The sequence below is a fragment of the Lysinibacillus sp. NPDC097231 genome, from assembly GCF_044761885.1.
Taxonomy (GTDB): Bacteria; Bacillota; Bacilli; order Bacillales_A; family Planococcaceae; genus Lysinibacillus.
In genome coordinates this window covers 37,039-54,581 of sequence record NZ_JBIWDH010000035.1, presented here as the reverse complement: position 1 = coordinate 54,581, position 17,543 = coordinate 37,039, and the positions used below count along the sequence as shown (strand labels likewise).

General features: G+C 36.9%; 17 protein-coding genes. 13 read left to right on the top strand and 4 right to left on the bottom strand.

Translation table 11 applies throughout. From position 1 onward, the window contains the following. The first annotated feature begins 487 nt into the window (after positions 1–487). A complete protein-coding gene (locus ACIQXF_RS18440; protein WP_402785730.1) occupies positions 488–1,351 on the top strand; it encodes a MurR/RpiR family transcriptional regulator in 864 nt (287 codons plus the stop codon). 222 nt (positions 1,352–1,573) lie between these two features. Here the strand turns inward: ACIQXF_RS18440 and ACIQXF_RS18435 are convergent, their stop codons facing one another. Next, positions 1,574–2,377, bottom strand: a complete 804-nt coding sequence (locus ACIQXF_RS18435; RefSeq protein WP_402785727.1) for a GNAT family N-acetyltransferase — start codon at positions 2,375–2,377, stop codon at positions 1,574–1,576. Positions 2,378–2,653: 276 nt separating this feature from the next. Beyond that, positions 2,654–2,809 carry a hypothetical protein gene (locus ACIQXF_RS18430; protein WP_402785724.1) on the bottom strand — a complete coding sequence of 52 codons (156 nt, stop codon included), beginning with the start codon at positions 2,807–2,809 and terminating at the stop codon, positions 2,654–2,656. A 161-nt stretch (positions 2,810–2,970) separates the two neighbouring features. Here ACIQXF_RS18430 and ACIQXF_RS18425 point away from each other — a divergent pair, with 161 nt between their 5' ends. Continuing rightward, a complete protein-coding gene (locus ACIQXF_RS18425) occupies positions 2,971–3,897 on the top strand; it encodes a manganese-dependent inorganic pyrophosphatase (RefSeq protein ID WP_402785722.1) in 927 nt (308 codons plus the stop codon). 38 nt (positions 3,898–3,935) lie between these two features. On the opposite strand, the gene ACIQXF_RS18420 is transcribed toward ACIQXF_RS18425, so the two are convergent. Beyond that, positions 3,936–5,315: an FAD-dependent oxidoreductase gene (locus ACIQXF_RS18420; RefSeq protein ID WP_402785719.1), complete on the bottom strand. Its 1,380-nt coding sequence runs from the start codon at positions 5,313–5,315 to the stop codon at positions 3,936–3,938. Between the two features lie 126 nt (positions 5,316–5,441). On the opposite strand from ACIQXF_RS18420, the gene ACIQXF_RS18415 reads away from it, so the two are divergent. Then, positions 5,442–6,149, top strand: coding sequence for a DsbA family oxidoreductase (locus tag ACIQXF_RS18415; protein ID WP_402785716.1), 708 nt, complete (start codon positions 5,442–5,444; stop codon positions 6,147–6,149). Between the two features lie 176 nt (positions 6,150–6,325). Continuing rightward, positions 6,326–6,952: an FMN-dependent NADH-azoreductase gene (locus ACIQXF_RS18410; protein ID WP_402785713.1), complete on the top strand. Its 627-nt coding sequence runs from the start codon at positions 6,326–6,328 to the stop codon at positions 6,950–6,952. A 123-nt stretch (positions 6,953–7,075) separates the two neighbouring features. On the opposite strand, the gene ACIQXF_RS18405 is transcribed toward ACIQXF_RS18410, so the two are convergent. Further along, entirely contained in the window at positions 7,076–7,603 is a 528-nt protein-coding gene (locus ACIQXF_RS18405) for a YceI family protein (RefSeq protein ID WP_402785710.1), read from the bottom strand. A 503-nt stretch (positions 7,604–8,106) separates the two neighbouring features. On the opposite strand from ACIQXF_RS18405, the gene ACIQXF_RS18400 reads away from it, so the two are divergent. From ACIQXF_RS18400 to ACIQXF_RS18360, 9 genes are all read left to right on the top strand, one after another. Beyond that, entirely contained in the window at positions 8,107–8,412 is a 306-nt protein-coding gene (locus ACIQXF_RS18400; protein WP_402785707.1) for a winged helix-turn-helix transcriptional regulator, read from the top strand. 206 nt (positions 8,413–8,618) lie between these two features. Continuing rightward, on the top strand, positions 8,619–9,533 hold the full coding sequence (gene murB / locus ACIQXF_RS18395; RefSeq protein ID WP_402785704.1) for a UDP-N-acetylmuramate dehydrogenase: 915 nt from the start codon (positions 8,619–8,621) through the stop codon (positions 9,531–9,533). Between the two features lie 54 nt (positions 9,534–9,587). Continuing rightward, positions 9,588–10,343: an exodeoxyribonuclease III gene (locus tag ACIQXF_RS18390; protein WP_402785701.1), complete on the top strand. Its 756-nt coding sequence runs from the start codon at positions 9,588–9,590 to the stop codon at positions 10,341–10,343. A 197-nt stretch (positions 10,344–10,540) separates the two neighbouring features. After that, positions 10,541–12,904, top strand: coding sequence for a penicillin acylase family protein (locus ACIQXF_RS18385; RefSeq protein WP_402785698.1), 2,364 nt, complete (start codon positions 10,541–10,543; stop codon positions 12,902–12,904). Between the two features lie 154 nt (positions 12,905–13,058). Then, positions 13,059–13,430 (top strand): ArsR/SmtB family transcription factor, encoded by a 372-nt coding sequence (locus tag ACIQXF_RS18380; protein WP_402785695.1) that lies wholly within the window; start codon positions 13,059–13,061, stop codon positions 13,428–13,430. Next, positions 13,411–15,534 carry a heavy metal translocating P-type ATPase gene (locus ACIQXF_RS18375; RefSeq protein ID WP_402785692.1) on the top strand — a complete coding sequence of 708 codons (2,124 nt, stop codon included), beginning with the start codon at positions 13,411–13,413 and terminating at the stop codon, positions 15,532–15,534. The genes ACIQXF_RS18380 and ACIQXF_RS18375 overlap by 20 nt, the downstream gene beginning before the upstream one ends. A gap of 171 nt (positions 15,535–15,705) precedes the next feature. After that, the gene (locus ACIQXF_RS18370; RefSeq protein ID WP_402785739.1) at positions 15,706–16,005 is read left to right on the top strand and encodes a late competence development ComFB family protein; all 300 of its coding nucleotides are present in this window, start codon (positions 15,706–15,708) and stop codon (positions 16,003–16,005) included. A gap of 167 nt (positions 16,006–16,172) precedes the next feature. Further along, complete coding sequence (gene mntR / locus ACIQXF_RS18365) at positions 16,173–16,592, top strand: transcriptional regulator MntR (protein WP_402785690.1); 420 nt, start codon at positions 16,173–16,175, stop codon at positions 16,590–16,592. A 44-nt stretch (positions 16,593–16,636) separates the two neighbouring features. Next, positions 16,637–17,494 (top strand): CvfB family protein, encoded by an 858-nt coding sequence (locus tag ACIQXF_RS18360; RefSeq protein ID WP_402785687.1) that lies wholly within the window; start codon positions 16,637–16,639, stop codon positions 17,492–17,494. Positions 17,495–17,543: the final 49 nt, after the last annotated feature.

Genomic DNA, 17,543 nt, shown 5'->3' with positions numbered 1-17,543 from the left:
TTAACCGAGAAATAGGGTCAAACAAGAAAAAAGGGAAATCGAATAACATCGATTTCCCTTTTTTCTTGAATATCAGCTAGTTTTGTCCCAGCCTCATTTATCTTTGAAGAATTTGCTTTGCAGGAAAGTAACAGCGAGAGCAAAAAAATATGGTGAAGATAATTTGATTATGGTTAATGGATACATAAAAATAAGTATTTATAAATTTTTATGCAAATATTCTTATAAATCTGTTAAAATTATAAATCAATATAATATCACAATTTAAAAGACTAAGTTGATAAAGATACTATGGATAATGAAAATATAACGATTTTATGTCAATTTATTACGAACTATCACATTAGTAAGTTAATGCATTAAAGATTTTTCAGAAAAGTCATTGTATTCAAATTGCAATCGTGATACTGTATTTTTAATCGAATTTAGAGTCAGTAAGAAACAATCTCCATTCGTGATAAATTCATTGAAAGAAAGGTTGTTAGGGATGAGCATTAATGAGGATATAAAAAGAAGATTTGTAAGGCTGTCGAAGGGACAGCGTAAAGTTGCACAATTTGTTATGGATAACCCCACAACTGTAATTGGAAACGGAGCGGCAGAAGTTGGGAGACAGGCTAATGTTAGTGAGTCTACAGTTATTCGTTTTTGTTATGCGATGGATTTAACTGGATATGTAGAGCTTCAAGAAGAAATTAGAAGTTATTTAATGTCTCAAAATGGGACGACTCTTCAGTCTACATATACTCCAAGTAAGAATAATAATTCTAATTTTAGTAAAGTAATGCAACGCGATATTCAGAATATTCAAGATTCTATTCGTTTGATTAATGATAAAATGCTTCAAAAAAGCTCAAAGTGGATACATGAAGCGGATAATATTTATATATTAGGTACTCGCCAAGCCGCGTCCATTGCAAATTGGCTATCGTATACACTGAAAACATTACGTTCAAATGTGAAGCAACTTCGTTCAGATTCAGATGATATTGTACAACAAATTAATAGTATGAGTGAGCATACGACGTTAATAGTTTTTTCCTGTGACAAACATACAAACGATATAAAAACAATTGTTGAAATTGCAAAGATGAAAAAAGTAAAAATAATTGCAATTACTGGCTCAGCATTGTCGCCCATTCGTGAATATGCAAGCGCATTATTTGCACTTGGTCTAAAGAACCAATCTTCACTAGATATTGTTCCAGTTTTGTTTTCGTTTCTACATGCGTTAATTGAGGAAATGGTTAGTCAGGATAAAACTCAATATGAGAAGTATCAGCAATCGTATGAGCAAGTAGAAAATAATTTATTATTCCTAGATGTTGCAAGAGAAAAGCAAGTTTTCTAGAGAATTATCGCGCGTAGATATAATACTGATCTATGCGTTTTTTATTTGTCGATAAAGGGGCAGTAGAACTCCCATTTTATAAGACGTGAGGTTTGTAGCTTATGTGCCTCTTTCAAATGGTTGGTGAAGAAAATCACTCATTGGAATTTGTCTTTATCTAAAAGCTAGATGCCCATAAAAAAAGATGCCCAAATAAGTTTTAGACATCCTTGAAAAAGAAGCTTATAGAATTTTACTTAAGCTGTATTCATTAATATAGTTATCATTTAACTTAATAGCGTTTTGTCGAATACCTTCTTGTTGAAAACCTAGTTTTTTAAACAAATCTAAAGCAACACCATTATGCTCCATAACGGATAATTCTAAGCGTGAGATACCTCGTTGAGTAGACCAGCTTTCAACTGCCTTCATAAGCTCTGAACCAATACCTTTTCTTTGATGCTCTTCTTTCACAGCTAAGCGAACTGATGCAACATGCTTAGCTTTAGAGTGCTTGTAACCATGGATAACAGCATAGCCAGCAAAAATACCATTTAGTACACAAAGTAAAATAGTGCGGTTTTTTAGTTGTTTCCAGTAGGTTAAATTTTTGCGCAGTTGTTGAACTGTTAAATCTAATTCATTTTGCACATTATACATGAAGTCAGTTTGCTGAAAAACCTCTTCTTGCAAATGAATAAATGATCTAGCATCTGATGCTTCAATTGCTCTAATTATGTATGCAGATGGATTTTCGTCATTTTCTGAAATAGAGTTCGTTGTTGTCTTCATTTGTGTACGTGAGAAAGTTACACTGGTGCCGAGTTTAACGTCAATAACATAATAACCTGCATTTGTCCAAGACAAATAGTGTGTAAGTGGGGGCTTGGTTTTTTTCCACCAGCTTTTATTCAAATAAGCTGCATTTGGTAAGGCTTGTCCCATAATATTTTCTAGTTCGCCAAAGGATAAAGTAATTTCTCGTTGTAAAGCTACTTCAAAAAAATTTGCTAAAGGAATATACTTTTTTTCCATATTCTTCGTCATAGATAATCCCCATTTCCTGTATATCCTAAATTATAGACTACCTGATAATAGCATAAAATTATGGTTTATTAAATATAAAAACGCAACTATATATCTACTTATAGTGATTGTTTTTAATGAATTATATAATATTATTATCGTATGTTAAAAATAGGATGGTAAAAATAGATAAATATCAAGTTCTTAGTGTTAACTAAATAGATTGGAAAATGTAATATTTTTTTCTCATCAGCAAATTGAAGCCTCCTTGTAAACAAACTTACACTTTATCTTCATTCAGCAGAAGACTCCCACCTCTATAGGTGGTGAGATGAATGCGATTTTGATTACTTTTTCAGTTGGTGTCCAAACACCTACTGCAATAGAGGACCTCAGTCTAAGAACGCCACGTCTTGTGGCAACGACTGAGTGACCAACTTCATGTTGGCTCAAAGCCTCCGGCGGATGTCACGGATTTTCAAAGGAATGAATTGTGCGTGCACAATTCAAAATCCGGACGCAATTACGCCAAGGCGAAATTGATATAACGATAGTTCATAAGGTATGATAAAATAAAATATAAATGTTAGTGCCATTTAGGAGGAATAAATTCGATGAGTGAAGTTTTAGTTTTTGGACATAAAAACCCAGATACAGACACAATTACATCTGCGCTTGTATATGCATATTTAAAACAACAAATTGGGGTAGACGCTGAAGCGGTACGCCTTGGTGAAGTAAATAATGAAACCCAGTTTGCATTAGACAAATTCGGCTTTGAAGCGCCTCGATTAATTACATCAGTAGCTGGGGAAGCAGAAAAGGTAATTCTTGTAGACCACAATGAATTCCAACAATCAGCTGAAGGCATTGAAGAAGTACAAATTACAGAGGTCATCGATCATCACCGTATTGCTAACTTCCAAACAGCTGATCCATTATACTACCGTGCAGAACCTGTAGGATGTACTGCAACGATTTTAAACAAAATCTTCAAAGAAAATGGTGTAGAAGTTCCTGCAAACATTGCTGGATTAATGCTTTCTGCTATTGTTTCAGATACATTATTATTCAAATCTCCAACTTGCACAGAGCAAGATGTAAAAGCTGGTGAGGAGTTAGCGAAAATTGCAGGTGTTGATGTTGCTGAATACGGATTAGCAATGCTTAAAGCAGGTGCTGACTTATCAGATAAATCTTTAGAAGATCTTTTATCTTTAGATGCGAAAGAGTTCCAATTCGGTGAATATAAGTCTGTAGTTGCTCAAGTAAATGCAGTTGATATTAATGATGTACTTGGTCGCCAAGAGGAATTAGAAATTTTATTAAACAAAAATGTAGCTGAAAATGGCTTAGATTTATTCTTCTTCGTTGTGACAGATATTTTAAACAATGATTCAACAGCAGTTGCAATTGGACAAGTAGCAGAGGCTGCAGCAAAAGGATTTGGTGCTGAGCTTGTAAATAATCGCGTAATTTTACCAGGTGTAGTATCACGTAAAAAACAAATCGTACCAGTGTTAACTGACGCTTTGAAATAATGTAAAAGAGGTTGTCTTCAAAAAAGACAACCTCTTTTTTAATCCAGCTTTAACGGGTGTACAGCAGGGCCTTCAAGCACTTCTCCTTTAGCATTGAAGCGGGAGCCATGACAAGGGCAATCCCAAGTTTCATCAGCTTCATTCCATTTTGTTTTACAGCCTAAATGTGTGCAAGTTGGTGCACTTGCATGTCTCATATAGCCTGTCACAAATTCTTTAGCTACGAAGCCACCTACCTTAAGCATTTGCATAAACTGAGCCCCAAATTTTGTACGTGCAGGCGAATAGAGAGAAAGCGCACCATCCTCACTCCTAGATCCTGTAATGAGGGAGGATAGTATATCTCCAGCTACAAAGGAATTGGAGATTCCCCATTTTCGATAGCCAGTTGCAATAAGAACATTAGGTAAAGACTGAGTAATCCTACCGACATAAGGCACCATATCTGGTGTTTCAATATCCTGTGCTGACCATCGATAAATTGGCTCCTGATCGAAATGTTCCTTCATTTCCTTTTGAATGGCCTCATAATAGGGCTCCGTGTTGGCTGTTTCACCTGCAATATGGTTAGCTCCACCTAGCACTAAATAATGCTCATTATTAATAGTTGCCGTCCGAATAGAGCGAGAAGGGAAATCTACGCATAAATACTGTCCTTGCATTGTTTCAGAAAATTTGCTGGCAACCATATAGGAACGGCTGTTAGAAAGTTTAAAGAGCTGTAGCCCTTTAAAGGCTTCGATGGGATAGTGTGTGCACAAAATAAGCTTCTTGTATTGAACCGACATTTCATTTGCGGTATGTAAGTTATTTTGTGGTATGTTTAATTGCTGAACACGAGTGTTTGTATAGATTTTTGCCCCCATTGATACTGCCTCTTTTGCAAGGAAATTACTAACCTCTACAGGATTTATTTGAGCCTGTTGGGACATGCTGAGCGCTTTAGTAATTGGAAAAGGCAGCTCGATATCAGAAGTGATTTTTGCCTTAATATTTAATACTTTATAGGCATTCCATTCTTTTAGTAATTGGGAATAACCTTCTTTTGTTTGGCAATAAAGCGATGAATCTACTTGTTGAATACTTTCCTTAGGGAGTAACTGTAAAGCTTTTTCTACAGCAAGTTGGTTAAGCTGATAATAGAGCTTTGCCTCATCTAAAGAAAGTTTTTCTAAAAGATTTGCATAAACTAAGCTATGCTGTGCAGTTAATTTTCCTGTTGAATGACCAGTCGTACCATGACTGATATGAGAATTTGCTTCGAGCAATACAACATCTACGCCTGCTTTTGCTAAGACATAGGCTGTATATAGTCCTGTCAAGCCTCCACCGATTATACATACATCACAAGTTGTTGATGCAGTCAGAGATGTTAAAGAGACGGAATCAGTTGTTGCAAGCCAAAGAGATTGTGTCATACATAGCCCTCACATTGTTTTTATGTTCAGTATGTGGATTGGTTTGAAAATTTATGCAATGAAGCATAAAAATTGCCTTGTTGTTAGGGCTATCGCTACAATGTATCAAAAGGAGCGTGTGGAGCTATGAAAATTGAAATCTGGTCAGATTATGTATGTCCATTTTGTTATATTGGTAAAAAACAATTAGAGCAGGCAATTCAGGATACAGGTTTTGCGGGACAGGTAGAACTCGTTTATAAAAGCTATCAACTTGATCCAACAACACCTGACGATACAAATGTATCTACGTATGAATCTTTGGCGAAAAAGTATGGGATGTCGTTAGATAAAGCAAAGGAAATGACGCAAGGTGTTGCTGCTCGCGCGAAAGAAGTTGGTCTAGACTATAATTTCGCCAAGCTAATGGAAGAAAACACATTAAAAGCGCATCGTCTTGTAAAATGGGCAGAAGAGCAAGGGGATGCTACAGTGCTTGTTGAAGCATTATTACACAGCTATTTTATCGAGGCAAAGCGTATTGGCCAGGACGATGTTTTAATCGAAATTGCTGAGCAAGTAGGTTTGAGTCGTGAAGAAGTGGCAAAGGTACTTTCTAGTGATGATTTTAAGTCAGAAGTAGAGACTGATATACAAGAAGGACTCCAATTGGGCGTACGAGGTGTACCTTTCTTCGTTTTAAACCGCAAGTATGGAATATCTGGAGCGCAACCTCAAGAAGTATTTGAAGAAACTTTACGGAAAGTCGCGGAGGAAGAAGGGTTACAACCGGGATTGAGGATGGCAGGCTCTGGGGATGCTGGTGTTTGTACAGATGATAGCTGTAAATTTTAATTCTGTAGAAAATGTGCGTCAAAGAAGCTTCTGAAAGTTAAATATATAAACGTTTTAATATTTCAGTCAAAAGTCTGAATCTACTAACGTTGACTTTTGACTGAAAATTTTTTAATATATTCATATATCTTGAATTCGAGATATTAGACTATTGATTTTAAGGGAGAATTTATATAATGAACGTATTAGTAGTAAAAGCTAACAACCGTCCTGACGGTATTTCAACAAAAATGTATGACACATTTATGGAAAATGTACAAGGTGTAAATGTGACGACTTATGATGTGTTCGCAGAAGACATGCCTTACTTCGGTCAAGATCTTTTCAACGCATTTGGCAAAGTGCAAAACGGTGAAGAATTAACTGACATCGAATCTCGCCTTTTAGCTGCTAAACAAAAAGCTATGGATGCTTTAACTGCAGCTGACGTAGTCGTATTTGCTTTCCCGCTTTGGAACTTAACAATTCCTGCGACATTACAAACTTTCATTGACTACGTATACCAAGCTGGCTTCACATTCAAATATGATGAAAACGGTCAATTAGTAAGCTTAATGACTGACAAAAAAGCGGTTATTTTAAATGCTCGTGGTGGATACTATTCAGCACCGGAAGCACAGCCAATGGAAATGTCAGTTAACTACATCAAAAATGTTGTTGGTGGCGTATTCGGTATGGAAATTATCGAAGAAGTTATCATTGAAGGTCATAATGCTTCACAAGATAAAGCGCAAGAAATTATTGCGAATGGCCTAGAAGCTGTTAAAAAAGTAGCTCAATCTTTACAAACTGTAAATGCATAATAAATAATGATTGAAGCAAAGGAGAGAGCGATTATTCGCTACTCTCCTTTTTGTGTTGTTCTAATGTATGATGCCGTATTCCTTGAAATGTTTGTAAACCAAGATTAATCGAACTAGGAGTCATTATAAAGGATTTATTTCAAGATCCACTACAACATCAATTTCATCACTAATTAGTACCCCGCCAGTTTCAAGAATTGTGTTATACACTAAATTAAAATCTCGGCGGTCTATCTTTGCTTTTGCTTGGAATCCATATACTTCTTGAGCCCATGGATTTACACCATTTCCCGTATATACTGTTGTAAATACAATAGGCTTTGTTATTTTTTTAATTGTTAAATCACCGTGAATAGCAAACTTCTGCTTTTCTAGTTTTTCAATATATGTAGATGTAAATATAATTTTTGGATAGATGTCAGCATCGAAAAAATCAGGAGATACAAGATGAACATCACGATCAAGGTTTTTGGTGGAAACACTGGCAACTGCAATCGTGAATAAAATGTTTGCATCCTCCAATTGCTCAATATCGGACACAGCTATTTCTGCCTTATACGATTCAAATGTCCCGTGTATTTTTGATAGCATCATATGTCGTACAGAAAAGCCGATAGTTGAGTGACTAAAATCAACTGCATACTTTTTCATTGGAAAGTCCCCCTAAAAACAGTATCTTACAACGAATGATAGAGTAAATAATTTACTGATTCAATGGATCTTTAGTAAAAATTAGAAAATATGACACTAATAAAAGTTCAATTTGTGAATAATTAAAATTATTATAAAAACGGTCATCTATTAATTTGAATATTAAACTAAATGTAACTATTCTTATTGCCCAGACTATACACATACTGGCATAAAAAACAGTCATAATATTTAAACCAAGCGCATTATATAGTAAGAAGTTGTTATATACCGTATCATATTGATCACCATGACTACCTTCCCATTGGACGCCATGGTCAATTTTTATGTCATAATTAGCCTTGTGTGTACACAGGTGCCATAATTGATAAAATCTTAAACAAAAAGTTACTTTTAGTAATTAAATATATATTAATAAACAAATTACAATAGGTAAATAAGTTACTTCAAATTTACTTTTCTTAAAATAATCGTTACAATAGAGTATATAAGAGGTGAAAAAAATGAGTGAGACAACTTTATGTCCTCGTTTAGCTAAAGCAATGGATTTAATAGGAAAGCGCTGGACGGGGCTAATTTTATATCAATTATTAGATGGACCACAGCGCTTTAATGAAATTGAATCTGCATTACCTGTAAGTGGACGTTTATTATCGGAACGTTTAAAAGAGCTAGAAAAAGAAGGACTTGTTGAAAGAAAAGTGTATTCGGAGGTACCGGTGCGTGTCGAATATTCTTTAACGGATAAGGGGCGGGCGTTAGAAGGAGCTATACGCAATATTGAATCATGGGCAACTAACTGGCTATAAAGTGTGTGGTCTGTAGATGAACATCAGGCATATGCGTAAACTTGGGATGACGATGAATTTTTTTTATAATATTCATCGTTTCAGCATAGGGTGTTTCGTTACCCGACAAAGTGAGATAAAAATACCCTTCATTTTACTTGTCAAATTGGGGTTCTAAATCCATACTAGTGTAGAGTAAGAAGGACGTTAGAAAGGAATTAGCTCTCATGACAAAAGAACAATGGGCTACGGATTTAGCACAGAGCATTAATCCAGCCAACATTAAATTAGATGAATCATTACAGTATTATACAATGACAAAATTAGGTGGTAGAGCGGATGTTTTTGTTCTCCCTGAAACAGAGAACGAAGCAGTAGCCGTTATTCGCTATGCTCACATGAATAATATACCATTATTAATGTTAGGTAATGGATCCAATATGGTCGTTCGTGATGGCGGTCATCGAGGGATTGTTGTAACATTTTCACATTTAGATGAAATTCATATTAATGGCGACCATGTTAACGCCCAAAGCGGTGCGCTTATAAAGGATGTATCAAAGCTTTCGGCAGCGGCATCTTTAACGGGCTTTGAATTCGCATGTGGTATTCCTGGCTCAATTGGTGGAGCTATGGCAATGAACGCAGGCGCATACGGTGGCGAAATAAAGGATATTATTATTTCGTCCAAAGTATTAACAAAAGAGGGCGACATTTTAATTTTATCTAAAGAAGAGCTTAAACTCGGTTATCGTCAAAGTATTATTGCCAAAAAAGGTTACTATGTTCTATCATCTGACTTTCAGTTAGCTAAAGGTGTGCAGGAAGAAATTGATGCTAAAATTGCTGATTTAACGCTTCAGCGAGAATCTAAACAGCCGTTAGAATACCCATCTGCTGGGAGTGTTTTTAAGCGCCCACCAGGTCACTTTGCAGGCAAGCTAATTCAAGATAGCGGCTTACAAGGAAAAGGCGTAGGTGGTGCAGAGGTATCAACAAAGCATGCAGGCTTTATTGTCAATAAAGGAAATGCAACGGCTTCTGACTATATTGCAACAATTCAAATGGTACAACGAGTGGTGAAAGAAAAGTTTGGTATTGATCTAGAGACGGAAGTAAAAATCGTTGGTGATGACTTATAAGATACTACGCTCTTCGCTATTGGCGAAGGGCGTTTTTTAAGGAGTGAATAGAAAGTGAAATTCATATCATGGAACGTCAATGGAATCCGAGCCTGTTTGGGCAAAGGTTTCTTAGATTTTTTCGATAAGGTAGATGCTGATTTTTTCTGTATTCAAGAAACAAAGTGTCAGGCTGAACAAGTAGAGCTTTCCCTAGAGGGCTATGAGCAATATTGGAATTACGCACAAAAAAAGGGCTATTCAGGTACAGCTGTTTTTACAAAACATACTCCACTTTCAGTTCGTTATGGTGTTGGTGAGGACGAATCGCAGGAAGAGGGGAGAATTATAACGTTAGAGTATGAAGACTTTTACTTAGTAAATGTCTACACACCAAATTCGCAGCGTGATTTAGCTAGACTATCTCTTCGCTTAGAGTGGGAGGATCGCTTAGCGCTTTACTTAAAAGAGCTAGATACTAAGAAACCTATTGTATATTGTGGTGATTTAAATGTCGCGCATATGGATATTGATCTAAAAAATGCAAAGTCGAATATTGGTAATTCAGGTTTTACATATGAAGAACGTGCAAAAATGACAGAGCTATTGTCAAGTGGTTTTGTAGATTCCTTCCGCCACATGAATCCAGATACAACAGATCATTATACATGGTGGTCTTATATGAATAAAGTACGTGAACGTAATATTGGATGGCGTATTGATTATTTTATTGTTTCTGAAAGATTAAAGGAACAAATTGATGTGGCAAGTATTCATCCGCATATTATGGGAAGTGATCATTGTCCAATCGAATTGCAGCTTAATATTTAGTTTCTTAAAAAATCGTATTTTCTGATATAGGAAATACGATTTTTTTATATTCCTCAGTAATATGGTATGTTTCAAGCTTCTTATAATGTTTTCAGGTTTTTTTATAGCATAAAAGACTGAGTTCCGCTAAATATTTTACTTTTAAGAGGATTTGGTAAACGTAAGCCAGAATATATTGCAAGAAAGGGGGTTGTTATGTGAGGGGGTTTACGTGGAAAAAGTGGCTATTAGCTATCACTGGGCTTTTAGCGGTAGTCGCGATTGTGGTATATATCGGGTTTACGTGGTTTATGAATAAATCGAAACCAGTCATTGATGGGGAACTTGCGGTAAACGTATTGGATCAGGATGTAGCCGTCACAAGGGATGACAAGGGGGTCCCTCATATTTTTGCTCAAACGGATGCAGACTTGTATCGCGCACAGGGCTATGTACAAGCGCAAGATCGACTGTTCCAAATGGATTTAGCACGTAGACAGGCTAGTGGCCGTTTGTCGGAAATAATTGGTGAGGCAACTATTAATACCGATAAGCATTTTCGAACATTTAGTTTACGAGATGCAGCTGAAAAATCATTAGCTGCCTATGATTCAGAAAGTAGGCAGGTACTTGAGTGGTTTGCAGAAGGTGTTAATGCTTTTATTACAGAATCAAAGGAAAATAATACTTTAAGCTATGAGTTTGCATTACTAGGCTATGAACCAGAGGAATGGTCAGTTATAGACTCTTTAACAATTGGAAAATATATGGCTTATGATTTGGGTGGCAATTGGAATATGCTTGCGTTCCGTCATTGGGCATTACAAAGCTTTGGCGAAGAAAAGGCTAAAGAATTATTTATAACATATCCTGAAAACGCTTCCTCTATTATTAAAGCAAATAAGGAAAATCCCGTAGCAGTGGAAGGGCAATTTAATGCAGATCTGTTACCAAATGAATTTAACGGCAGTAATAACTGGGTTGTTTCAGGTAGTAAAACAAAAAATGGTACGCCGATTTTAGCAGATGATCCACATTTAGGATTAAGCACACCATCTATTTGGTATCAAATGCACTTACAATCGCCTGAGCAAAACGTAAGTGGTGTAATTTTCGCAGGTATTCCGGGTATTATTTTAGGACACAACGATGAAATTGCATGGGGAGTTACCAATGTTGGTCCAGATGTACAGGATTTATATATTGAAATACCGAATCCGGATAATCCAACGCAATTCCGCTATGATGGCAAGTGGGAGCAAGCGGAGGTGCGTGATGAGTCCATCAAGGTAAAGGACAAAGAAACGGTAGACTTTGATGTCGTTGTCACACGACATGGCCCTATCATGACAGATTTAGCATTTAAGGATACGGAGCCAACAGCACAATTTTCGATGCAGTGGACTGCCCTTCAGTCGACAGCAGAGTTAAGAGCAGTATTAGGCTTTAATAAGGCAAAATCATGGAATGACTTTGAAAAAGCGTTAGAAGATTTTAAAGCACCGGCACAAAACTTTGTCTTTGCCTCAAAGGATGGCACGATTGCTTATAAAGCCAATGGTCAAATACCGATTCGTAAGCAAGGGGATGGGCTTTTACCCGTACCAGGTGATTCCAGTGACTACGGCTGGGAGGGCTTTATCCCGTGGGATGAGTTACCGACTGTAGTCAATCCAGAAGAAGGCTTTATTGCAACGGCAAATAATGAAGTCGTTGGTGAAGAATATTCTTATCATATAACGGATTTCTGGGCACAGCCTTATCGCTTTGAACGTATTAAAGAAGTATTAGAAGCAAATGATTCATTAACAGTAGAAGACATGATGAATTTACAAATGGATCAGTATAATCTGTATGCTCGTGAGTTTTTGCCGGATTTATTAACTTCCATAAAAGTACAAGATCAAGATGGAAAGTATGCAGATGTTATTAAATTGTTAGAGGATTGGGATCTGGTGGATACAAAAGATTCAGGTGCACCATTAGTGTTCCATACTTTAATGTTAAAGTTACAGGAAGTGTTATTCAAAGATCAGATGCCAGAAGATATGTATAATTTAATGTCTGGGAAGTTTAATATTACAGATCAACTATTACGTACAGCATATGCAGGTGGCAAGAGTATATGGATTGAGGAGCAAGGTGGCGTTGATGTAACAGTTTACAAAGCACTAGAACTTACTATCTCACAAATAGAAGGTCAATTTGGGAAAAATGTATCGAAGTGGCGATGGGGAGACTTCCATCAGCTTACCTTTGACCATACATTAGGGAATGCTTCACCAATCCTTGCTGCATATTTTAATGCTAAAAAGGTTCCTATTGGTGGCTCCAAGGTTACTGTTCAGGCAGCTGATAATGATTCAGCTGGGAATGTAGATCATGGGGCATCGTGGCGCTTTGTTGTAGATGTTGGTGATTTAAGCTCAGCCTATCATATCGTTGGACCGGGGCAAAGCGGACATGTGAAATCCGATTGGTACCAAGATCAAGTAATGGATTGGGCGAATGGAGATTACCATCAAACATTTGTGAGAAAAGAGGATATTAAGGGTAAAACTTTACTATTAAAAGCACGATAAACAAAAATCAGCGTACAATTATGTGCGCTGATTTTTTTATATTTATTTTAGTTTTCATGATATAAATCATATACATTCAAATGTTAGTTTGAATATGATGGAATATTATGCTATAGTGAAAACAATCAAACAAACATTTGAATGAGGTGAGGAAATGCCGAAGGAAGTATGTGAGATAACTCAAGTTCATGAAGAAGCGGTCACAAAAATACAACAGCAAATGCCGGATTTATCAGGTGTAGCAAAATTTTTAAAGGCGTTATCTGATGAAACAAGATTGAAAATTGCTTATGCCTTAACGGTTGAAGAAGAATTATGTGTTTGTGATGTTGCCTCCATTATTGGCTCGTCAGTAGCAACGGCATCGCATCATTTACGATATTTAAAAGATAATAAATTAGCGAAGTCACAGCGTAAAGGTAAGCAAATGTATTACTCTTTAGCAGATGAGCACGTGTATCAAATAGTAACGGTTGCCTATGAACATACGGAAGAGGGGATTGAGAATGGCAGCGACACCATCTAAACAAGAATATAGACTGCAAAACTTGTCCTGTGCCAGCTGTGCAGCAAAGTTCGAAAAAAATGTGAAGGCTATTCCAAAGGTACAGGATGCACAAGTCAATTTTGGTGCTTCTAAAATAACAATTACTGGAAATATCGGCATTGATGAGATTGAGAAAGCAGGCGCTTTTGATGGTATAAAAGTTTCCCAATCAACAGCAAAATCACTTGAAAAATCAATCCCTTTTTATCGAAAGATGGAAAATATATTAGCTGGAATTTCCCTGTTATTTGTAGTGCTCGGCTACATGATAGGAGCTTTGCGTAGTGAAACAGATCCACTAGCTATTGGGATGTTTATTATCGCCATTCTAGTTGGGGGAATGGGGATTTTCAAAACAGGCTTCCGTAATCTGGCCCGCTTTGAATTTGACATGAAAACACTGATGACTATTGCAGTAATAGGTGCAGCCATTATAGGAGAATGGGAAGAAGCAGCTGTTGTAGTTTTTTTATTTGCTGTAAGTGAGGCGCTTGAAGCATATTCAATGGATAAAGCCCGTCAATCGATTCGTCAGTTGATGGATATAGCCCCATCAACCGCTACAATAAGGAGAGCACATGGGGAGCATTTCCATGAGATGGAGCTACCAACGGAGGAAATCGAAATTGGCGATATTTTAATTGTTAAACCTGGTCAAAAGATTGCTATGGACGGAATTGTAGTTAGTGGATTGTCAGCTGTAAATCAGGCAGCGATTACAGGTGAATCTATTCCAGTTAATAAAACAGTCGATGATGAAGTGTTCGCAGGAACTTTAAATGAAGAAGGTGCCTTAGAGGTACGTGTAACAAAGCGAGTAGAGGATACAACAATTGCAAAAATCATTCATCTCGTTGAAGAAGCACAGGCAGAAAAAGCACCCTCACAGCAGTTCGTGGATCGTTTTGCTAAATACTACACACCTGCAATAATGATTGTTGCTTTACTTGTAGCTGTTATTCCACCATTATTTGTTGGTGATTGGCAACATTGGATTTACCAAGGGTTAGCGGTTCTTGTTGTAGGTTGTCCTTGTGCACTAGTTGTTTCAACGCCAGTAGCTATTGTTACAGCCATAGGAAATGCCGCTCGACAAGGTGTCCTTATTAAAGGTGGTATTCATTTAGAGCAGTTGGGTCATATAGAAGCAATTGCTTTTGATAAGACAGGTACACTGACAAAAGGTCAACCTGCTGTAACGAATATTTTTACAGCAAAAGAGATGTCTGAGGAATATGTCTTACAGCTAGTAGCAGCAGTTGAAAAACAATCACAGCATCCATTAGCTAAAGCTATTTTAGAGGCGTTACATGATAAAAATTTACCTGAGCTTGTACCGTCAGACTTTCAATCAGTAACAGGTAAGGGTGCTTATGCAACAGTCGATGGTCAAAAAGTCTATGTCGGAAGTTTAAAATGGATTGCTACATTAACTACTATTGATGAAATCATAAAAGAACAGGTTAAAGAACTCCAAAAACAGGGTAAAACAGTTGTAGCAGCTGTTAGTAATGATCACTTTATTGGATTGATTGGAATTGCAGATCAATTACGTCATGAAAGTAAAGATGTTTTGAATAGATTAAGCTACTTAAAAGTAAAGCATACAGTTATGCTGACAGGAGATGCGGAACCAACAGCTCAAGCAATTGCGGCTTCTTTAAAAATGACAGATGTGCGTGCAAGTTTATTACCAGCCGAAAAATTAATGGCCATTAAAGATTTGCGTGCACAATTTGGTGCAGTGGCCATGGTAGGAGATGGTGTCAATGATGCCCCAGCACTTGCCTCAGCAAACGTTGGTATTGCTATGGGTGGTGCTGGCACAGACGCGGCACTCGAAACTGCTGATATCGCATTAATGGGTGATGATTTAACGAAGCTTCCTTATACAATCGGCTTGAGCAGAAAAACATTACGCATTATTAAAGAGAACATTATATTTGCCCTAGCCTTAAAAGTAATAGCTCTGTTACTCGTTATTCCAGGGTGGCTAACTTTATGGATTGCAATCTTTGCAGATATGGGTGCAACATTATTAGTTGTTTTTAACTCATTACGATTAATTAAGTCTAAGAATTAGTAAATAAGATTTAAATCGGTAACAATATATAGGAAATTCATCTTACTGAGCAACTATTGGTTTTTATTAGTATAGATGCTACTAGCGATTCTTGAAAAAAAGCACAGTTAACGCTATTATGGATTCAGGAACAATGTAACAATTAAATATAAATGAGGCGAAAGTTTGGGTATGTCAGATCCTATTTTAGTAAATATTACAGAGGAAATTGTGCGTGGGTTAGTAAGCTTTCTATTACGAGGACCGGAATATCAAACATTTTGTAAATGTGAAATCTGTGAACTTGACACAGTGGCACTTACACTAAATGCATTGCCTAGTAAGTATGTTACATCTATGGAAGCCCGAGATGAAGCATTTAAAGTGATGAATACTCCTGAAAATATTGAACGAATTAACAAAGAGATTATTCATGCATTACATGTGGTCAATAAGTATCCTCGACATAAAGTGGAGCCCACTTCTATATGAAGTAGGCTCTTTTTATCTGCGCGAAAGCGAAGTACAGCGGTAGTTAGGCCAAGACGTAATTTATGTTGTACATGTAGTGTTTTTCTGGCATATGTATTTTCAGTTAACTTTTAAGGCAAGCTTGTAGTAAACTAGAAAGTAAGAAAAGGAAAGAGAGGGAATAAGATATGCCAACACCTAGTATGGAGGACCATATCGAACAAATATACTTATTAATAGCTAATAAAGGATATGCTCGTGTGTCTGACATTGCTGAAGCATTATCTGTTCTTCCTTCTTCTGTTACAAAAATGGTTCAAAAATTAGATAAAGATGGTTATTTAGTTTATGAAAAATACCGTGGTCTTACATTGACGCCAAGGGGAGAAAAGCTTGGTAAACGTCTTGTGCAGCGCCATGAGCTTCTAGAGCAATTTTTGCGAATCATTGGTGTAGATGAAGAGCGTATTTACAATGATGTAGAGGGAATTGAACATCATTTAAGTTGGAATTCAATCGACCGAATTGCGGATCTTGTACAGGTAATGGAAGAGAATCCAGACATTGCAAAAAAATTAGAGACCTCTAGGACACAACACAACATTTAAAAGTTTTTTTGCGAAAATGATGGTGTGGAGGAAAGGGAGACAATATGAACGAATTAAAATCAGGTGAAGTTGTTACGTTAACTGTATTAGAGCAACAAGCATCAAAATGGATCTTAACAAATGGCGTTAACGAACTGCCTTTAAATGCTTCAGAGGTGACAGAGCCGCTTGCAATAGGTGATCGCCTTGAAGTGTTTTTATTTGCAGATCGTCGAGGCGATTTAGCTGCTACCACAGCTATCCCGGCTATCGTACAGGGTGAATATGGTTGGGCTCGTGTCCTAAGAGTAGCAGAGCGTGAAGGGGCTTTTGTAGATATCGGTACTTCACGTGAGGTGCTTGTAAAAGCCGAAGATTTACCTGCATTAAACGAGCTTTGGCCCGTACCAGGCGACCATCTATTTATGACATTACGTACAGATCGCAATGGTGATTTATTTGGACGTTTAGCAACTGAAGAAAAAATTTCAGAATTATACGAGGGTGCCTTTGAAGAAATGCACAATAAAAACATTAATGCACGTCCTTATCGCTTGCTACCTGTTGGCTCATTTTTGCTAGGTGTAGAAATTCCTTACCGTATTTTTGTACATGAATCTGAGCGTAATGCAGAGCCACGAATTGGACAAGACGTAGTAGTGCGTATTATTGATGTTAAAGAAGATGGCTCCATGAATGGTTCTCTTTTACCACGTAAACATGAGCGTATTTCAGGCGATGCACAACGAATTTTAAATTATCTACAAGAGGTTGGGGGCAAGATGCCATTTGGAGATAAATCCTCACCAGAAGAAATTCAAGAAATGTTTAATATGAGTAAAGCTGCATTTAAACGTGCATTAGGTACACTTTTGAAAGCTGGTAAGGTGAAACAGCAAAATGGTTGGACAGAGGAAATTTAGTGCAGGGTACATTCATTTATCTAAGATATGGTGAATAACTGCTAGATGA